Genomic DNA, 5,919 nt, shown 5'->3' with positions numbered 1-5,919 from the left:
TCGAAACTCGACGAGCCCGATCCGCGGCACCTTCCGCTACCGGGGGTTTCGTTAGGGTGGCGGGCTGGTTACTGACGCCCGTGCCGATTTCAGCACATAACCACGCGGTACGCCGGCGTATTGCGAGCAAAATTGACATTGACGTCAGTCGCGATCGGGTAGTCGTTGCTGAAAATGCACGCTCGGGCGGGAGTTCGACGTCGGATTGGTCGATTGTGGCCACGCAGGGACTGCGGGTCGGGAGTCGAAATTGATTACTGTTGGATACGTCAATTCTAATTCTGCTGCAATGAATGTGATGGCGGTCATGCGCCGATCGGGGCCGTCGCGACGGAATTCCCGAACGGGTCGATCGGGCGGTGCGCAATTCGGCTCGGCGAGGGCGTCGCAGCGATCTCAAATGCCGTGCGGGTGTGACTGAATTCATCATCGCGACCCCGATATGGGCAGCGCTCTAGGTGCCGTCGACGGGCCCCACCTCTGTGGACGGGCCCAGCTCGCCTCAGGGCCACGCGCAGTACGTGGCCGCAGTCGGCCCACTCATAAGGGCAGGTTTCCTTTACAAGATCGGGAACGCCCCGAACTCGACGCAATTGCTCGACCCGTCGATCCCGCCGCACTGTCGACGTCGGCCTATCCCGCGATCAAGATCACCGATCAATCGGCGATCGCCACCCCGGAGATTTAGGTCCCGTCATCGGTGTCGAGTACGTCACCGTGAATCCGCCGCGAATGCACGGTGCGCCGCGACATTCGCCGACGGTGACGTTCAACTCGAATCCGGATGACGACGGGCAAGGCCGGGCATTGGCCGGCGACGATGCCGAAAAACCGATGATCCACGGGCCGATCCGCCGCCAGCGAAGATGAGTGCGCCGTCAGGGTTTCGAACCCCGGACCCGCTGATTAAGAGTCAGCTGCTCTACCAACTGAGCTAACGGCGCGCGTGAGCGACTTTAACAGGCCCCGCTGCGCAGATGAAATCCCGCGCCCGGCGGGGGAGTGGCGGCTCGAAGTGGTAGCCCCGGACTCCCAGGTTGCCCTTAGACTTACCGGCAAGTAGTCAATCATCCTGTCGAGTCCTAGGCGTGAGGTGGAGCAAAGTATGTGGCAGGTCAATTCGGTGGCCCGTCCGCGCCGGACGTCAACGGTGTTGGCGGCGCTGCTACTGGTCCCGGCCGTGATCTTCGGCATCAGCGCCTGCAACAGCGCGCCCGCCGCCCCGCCCCAGCCCCAGACCATCACCGACAAGGGCACCCCGTTCGGTGACCTGCTGGTGCCGAAGCTCACCGCCTCGGTCACCGACGGCGCGGTGGGCGTTACGGTCGACTCACCCGTCACGGTCGCGGCCGAGGACGGCGTCCTGGGCGCGGTGACCATGTCCGACGAGGAGGGCGCGATGGTCGCCGGCCGCCTGAGCCCCGACGGGCTGAAGTGGGTCACCACCGGTCCGCTCGGCTACAACGAGCGCTACACCCTCAGCGCACAGTCGCTCGGCCTCGCCGGCGTCACCAGCCAGTCGATGACCTTCCAGACCCACTCGCCCGAGAACCTGACGATGCCCTATCTACTGCCGGGTGACGGCGAGGTCGTCGGCGTGGGGCAGCCCGTTGCGGTGCGGTTCGACGAGAACATCCCGAACCGTCTTGCGGCGGAGAAGGCGATCACGGTCACCGCCAACCCGCCCGTCGAAGGCGCGTTCTACTGGCTGAGCAACCGCGAAGTGCGCTGGCGCCCACAGAATTACTGGAAGCCGGGCACCACGGTGGACGTCGCGGTGAACACCTACGGCGTCGATCTGGGTGACGGCTTGTTCGGTCAGGAGAACGTCACGACGCACTTCACCATCGGCGACGAGATCGTCGCGACCGCGGACGACGACACCAAGACGCTCACCATCCGGCGCAACGGCGAGGTCATCAAGACCATGCCGATCTCGATGGGCAAGAGCAACACGCCGACCAACAACGGCACCTACATCATCGGGGACCGGTTCTCGCACCTGGTGATGGATTCGTCGACCTACGGCGTGCCGTCGAATTCGCCCAACGGCTACCGCACCGAGGTCGATTGGGCCACCCAGATGTCCTACAGCGGCATCTACGTACACGGTGCACCATGGTCGGTGGGCAGCCAGGGCTACAGCAATGTGAGCCACGGTTGCCTGAACGTCAGCACCAGCAATGCGCAGTGGTTCTACGAGAACACCAAGCGGGGCGACATCGTCGACGTCGTCAACACGGTGGGGTCGACGTTGCCCGGCACGGACGGCCTCGGCGACTGGAACGTGCCGTGGGATCAGTGGAAGGCCGGCAACGCCAACGTCTGAGCCGACGAAAACGGGCCTGCACGCACTCTGCGGCACGCCCGTTTCGCATTCTCGGGGTGGCTGACGGGGCTCGAACCCGCGACATCCAGGATCACAACCTGGTGCTCTACCAGCTGAACTACAGCCACCATTGCCGCCTAGCCGATCGGGCTTTGCAGCGCCGTCGATCTTAGCCCGTCGGACCGTCCGCGGCCGAATCGATTGCCCCTAGATCTTCGCCGGGCGGGCCGAGCTCGGCAGCCACCGCGGCGATGTCGCTGGTGGAGGGTCCGGGCGGGTTCACGAACGCGGTGCGCCGGTAGTACTTCAGCTCCCGGATCGACTCGTGGATGTCGGCGAGCGCCCGGTGGGCAAGGCCCTTCGCCGGCTGGCCGAAGTAGATCCGCGGGTACCACCGCCTGCACAGTTCCTTGATCGAGCTGACGTCGATCATCCGGTAGTGCAGGTAGCCGTCCAGCGCAGGCATGTCACGGGCGATGAAGCCGCGATCGGTGCCGATCGAATTGCCGGCCAGCGGCGCCGTGTTGGGCTGCTTGACGTGGGTGCGGATGTAGTCGAGCACCAGCTTCTCGGCCGCGGCCAGGTCGACGGTCGACGCCCGCACCTCCTCGGTGAGGCCCGACTTGGAGTGCATCTGCGCGACCACTTGGACCATGCCGTCCAACGCCGCGTCGTCGGCGTGAATCACCACGTCGACGCCGTCGCCCAGGATGTTCAGCTCCGCATCGGTGACCAACGCCGCGATCTCGATGAGCCGATCGGACCCAAGGTCCAGGCCGGTCATCTCGCAGTCGATCCACACCAGTTCGTCACGCACAGCGTTAAACAGTATTCGCAGCGCCGACAAGCGGCTCCCCATACCCACCGGGACGGGCGCCGACAAGTACTCTCTGCCGCATGACAACCGAATCGACAGGGACTCCCGCGCAGCAGATCGCTGCTGGTTACGCGGTCGAAGGCCAGGCACTGGAGCTCGGCACCGTCGTCGTGGACGGCGTCGCCGACCCGACCGCACAGGTTCGCATCCCACTGGCCACCGTGAACCGCCACGGACTGGTCGCGGGCGCCACCGGCACCGGCAAGACGAAGTCACTGCAGGTGATCGCCGAGCAACTGTCGGCCGCCGGGGTCCCGGTGCTCATGGCCGATGTCAAGGGCGATCTGTCCGGACTGTCCCGGCCCGGCGTCGCCAGCGACAAGACCGCCCAGCGCGCCACCGACACCGGCGACAGCTGGACGCCCACCGCGTTCCCGGTGGAGTTCCTGTCGCTGGGCACCTCGGGCATCGGGGTGCCGGTCCGCGCCACCATCACCAGCTTCGGGCCCATCTTGCTGTCGAAGGTGTTGGGGCTCAACGCGACCCAGGAGTCGACGCTGGGCCTGATCTTCCACTGGGCGGATCAGAAGGGGCTGTTGCTGCTCGATCTGAAGGATCTGCGCGCCGTCATCCAGTTCCTGACCAGTGACGAGGGCAAACCGGAACTCAAGGATCTCGGCGCAGTCTCGCCGACCACCGCCGGCGTCATCCTGCGCGCGTTGGTCAACCTGGAGGCCGAGGGCGCCGACACGTTCTTCGGCGAGCCCGAACTCGAGCCGAAGGACCTGATGCGGCTCGACGCGCAGGGCCGCGGCGTCATCACGCTGCTGGAGCTGGGTGCGCAAGCGGCCCGGCCGGTGATGTTCTCGACGTTCCTGATGTGGGTGCTCGCCGATCTGTTCACCGAGCTGCCGGAGATCGGTGACGTCGACAAGCCCAAGCTGGTGTTCTTCTTCGACGAGGCGCACCTGCTGTTCACCGACGCCTCGAAGGCGTTCCTCGAGCAGGTCGAGCAGACCGTCAAGCTGATCCGCTCCAAGGGCGTCGGCGTGTTCTTCTGCACCCAGTTGCCCACCGACGTGCCCAACAACGTGCTGTCGCAGTTGGGCGCCCGGATCCAACATGCGTTGCGCGCGTTCACGCCCGACGACCAGAAGGCGTTGAACAAGACGGTGCGCACCTACCCGAAGACCGACGTCTACGACCTGGAGAAGGCGCTGACATCGCTGGGCATCGGCGAGGCGATAGTCACGGTGCTCTCCGAGAAGGGCGCCCCGACGCCGGTGGCGTGGACTCGGATGCGCGCTCCGCGGTCGCTGATGGACACCATCGGTCCTGAGGCGATCGCGGCGGCGGCCAAGGCGTCCCCGCTGCAGGCCGAGTACGGCCAGACCGTCGACCGCGAATCGGCCTACGAGCGACTCACCGCCAAGGTGGCGGCCCCGCCCGCGGCGAACGACGCCCTGCCGCCGCCCGTCTACACCGGCGGAGCAACGGTCCAGGGTCGGGTGAAGGCGCCGGACGCCGTCGAAGGCCCCGGAATCGTCACCGAGGCGCTGCAGAGTTCGGCGTTCAAGAGCTTCCTGCGATCGGCCGCCACGGTGGCGGGCCGCGAGATCACCCGCAGCCTCTTCGGCACGGGTCGACGCCGCCGCTAGTCTCCGCCGCCTTCAGCACGTCGAGATTGCGTCTACGGCTGTGGAACTGGATCACGACCGTCAACGCAATCTGAACGACCCGAAGCGTCAATCGCCGCCGAGCTTCTTGTAGACGGCGCCCACGATCGGCGAGACGATCGCCCGCGGCGCGTAGCCGGTGGCCATCGACATCGCCTTGGACGTCACGCCGGGGACCACGCGCATCTTGTTGCGGTCCAACCCGTCGAGCGAGGCCTTCGCGGTGTACTCCGTCGAGATCCACAGGAAGTCCGGGATCAGCCGCTCGACGAGCGACTGCTCCGACGGATCGGGTAGATCGGTGCGCACCGGGCCGGGCGCCAGCACGGTCACGTGGACGCCCTGGCTCTTCACCTCGCCACGCAGCGACTCGCTGAAGGTGTTGACGAACGCCTTGGAGGCGGCGTACGTGGCGTTGTTGGGGATCGGCGAGTTGCCCGCTGTCGAGCCGGAGATCAGAATCCCGCCGGCCCCGCGCGTCACCATGCCCGGCAGCACGGCGAGGACGAGGTCGTGCACGCCCAACACGTTCAGCTGAACCTGCGCCTTCTCATCGGCGGGGTCGAGGCTGGCCACCGGACCGAACGTGGCGGTGCCTGCGTTGGCGCACAGGATCGAGACGTTGCGGGTAGCCAGCTCGTCGCACAGCTTGGCGCGATCGTCGGGGTCGGCCAGATCGGCCGCCCGGACTTCGACGGTGACGCCGTGGCGCTCGGTCAGCTTGACGGCCAGCGCGGCCAACACCTCCTCACGCCTGGCGGTGAGGATCAGATGATGCCCACGGGCCGCGAGCTCGGTGGCCAGCGCCTCGCCGATGTTCTGCGAGGCGCCGGTGACCACCGCGCGGGCGTTGGGGCTGGGAGCGGGTACTGGCATGGGGCCAATCGTAGGGACCAATAGAGTGCAGACATGAGCAGCCCCGGGGTGGATACCCAGACCCAGGGGCGGTCCCGAGTGGTGGCGTGGGCGTTGTGGGACACCGGCGCCACGGGCGTGAACGCCATCGTCGTGACGTTCGTCTTCTCCGTCTATCTCACCGGTCAGGTCGGCGCGGGCATGCCGGGGCCTACCACGCCCACTGCCCTGCTCGGATACGC

Annotated in this window: 4 protein-coding genes, 2 tRNA genes and 1 pseudogene; 3 read left to right on the top strand and 4 right to left on the bottom strand. The window is 66.5% G+C overall.

From position 1 onward, the window contains the following. Nucleotides 1-871: 871 nt before the first annotated feature. Nucleotides 872-944 (bottom strand) — tRNA-Lys (locus tag QOC69_RS32595). A 161-nt stretch (nt 945-1,105) separates the two neighbouring features. Between QOC69_RS32595 and QOC69_RS32590 the strand changes: the two genes are divergently transcribed. Next, on the top strand, nt 1,106-2,329 hold the full coding sequence (locus QOC69_RS32590; RefSeq protein WP_526446625.1) for an Ig-like domain-containing protein: 1,224 nt from the start codon (nt 1,106-1,108) through the stop codon (nt 2,327-2,329). 55 nt (nt 2,330-2,384) lie between these two features. Here QOC69_RS32590 and QOC69_RS32585 read toward each other — a convergent pair. Beyond that, a tRNA-His gene (locus tag QOC69_RS32585) sits at nt 2,385-2,457 on the bottom strand. Between the two features lie 41 nt (nt 2,458-2,498). After that, nucleotides 2,499-3,146 carry an oligoribonuclease gene (gene orn, locus QOC69_RS32580; RefSeq protein WP_526446624.1) on the bottom strand — a complete coding sequence of 216 codons (648 nt, stop codon included), beginning with the start codon at nt 3,144-3,146 and terminating at the stop codon, nt 2,499-2,501. A gap of 80 nt (nt 3,147-3,226) precedes the next feature. Here orn and QOC69_RS32575 point away from each other — a divergent pair, with 80 nt between their 5' ends. Further along, nucleotides 3,227-4,804 (top strand): helicase HerA-like domain-containing protein, encoded by a 1,578-nt coding sequence (locus QOC69_RS32575; RefSeq protein ID WP_526446623.1) that lies wholly within the window; start codon nt 3,227-3,229, stop codon nt 4,802-4,804. An 87-nt stretch (nt 4,805-4,891) separates the two neighbouring features. Here the strand turns inward: QOC69_RS32575 and cmrA are convergent, their stop codons facing one another. Continuing rightward, nucleotides 4,892-5,698 carry a mycolate reductase gene (gene cmrA / locus QOC69_RS32570; protein WP_526446622.1) on the bottom strand — a complete coding sequence of 269 codons (807 nt, stop codon included), beginning with the start codon at nt 5,696-5,698 and terminating at the stop codon, nt 4,892-4,894. 33 nt (nt 5,699-5,731) lie between these two features. Between cmrA and QOC69_RS32565 the strand changes: the two are divergent. After that, nucleotides 5,732-5,919: pseudogene (locus QOC69_RS32565) on the top strand (MFS transporter); the annotation flags it as partial.

The organism is Mycobacterium sp. (assembly GCF_032162105.1).
GTDB lineage: Bacteria > Actinomycetota > Actinomycetes > Mycobacteriales > Mycobacteriaceae > Mycobacterium.
The sequence above is the reverse complement of the archived record's forward strand: the minus strand, read 5'-3'. Positions and strand labels throughout refer to the sequence as shown.